Origin of the sequence: Mesorhizobium sp. M1406 (assembly GCF_040317555.1) — a bacterium.
Taxonomy (GTDB): Bacteria; Pseudomonadota; Alphaproteobacteria; order Rhizobiales; family Rhizobiaceae; genus Mesorhizobium.
Map to the genome: position 1 here is coordinate 1 of NZ_JAMYKW010000205.1, position 502 is coordinate 502.

Here is a 502-nt window from a genome sequence, read left to right on the forward strand (position 1 = left end):
GCATGATCGGCCAAAGCCGGGAGAGGTGCTGCCGGCAGTAGCGAATGGGCTGCTGCGTCAGCTTGGTGTCTGGACGCCGTTCGCCGAGGCCGGCTTCGTTGAAAATCGTGCGCTTGTTTCGGTGTGGGCCAATGAAGTTCCCAGCGAGCGGCACGGCATGTTTTCCGCTCAAGGTGCCGGCTGGCAGCTCGACCGGACGCGATTCGACCGGCTGATGGTGCAGGCGGCCAAGGCGGCAGGTGTGGACACGCGGTTTGGCTCGGCCGTGGGTTCGGCAGTGCGCGACGATCAAGGCTGGCTGCTCAAGCTGGCCGATGAAGATATCGTTGCCCGCGCCGTGGTTTGGGCGACCGGCCGCAGTTGGAGGCTGGCGCGATGTTTCGGCGCCAAGCTCACGGTGCACGGACACCTTGCCGCCTATACACGCTTTTTCGACCGCGCGCCGGGCGGTTGCAGCATGGTTGTCGAGGCGCGTCCCGAAGGCTGGTGGTACAGCGCCGAC

General features: G+C 65.7%; 1 protein-coding gene. It reads left to right on the forward strand.

Translation table 11 applies throughout. The features are described 5' to 3' along the window. Positions 1-25: 25 nt before the first annotated feature. Positions 26-502 (forward strand): NAD(P)/FAD-dependent oxidoreductase (locus NKH03_RS34965; protein WP_502913593.1); only part of this gene is annotated, 477 nt, incomplete at its 3' end.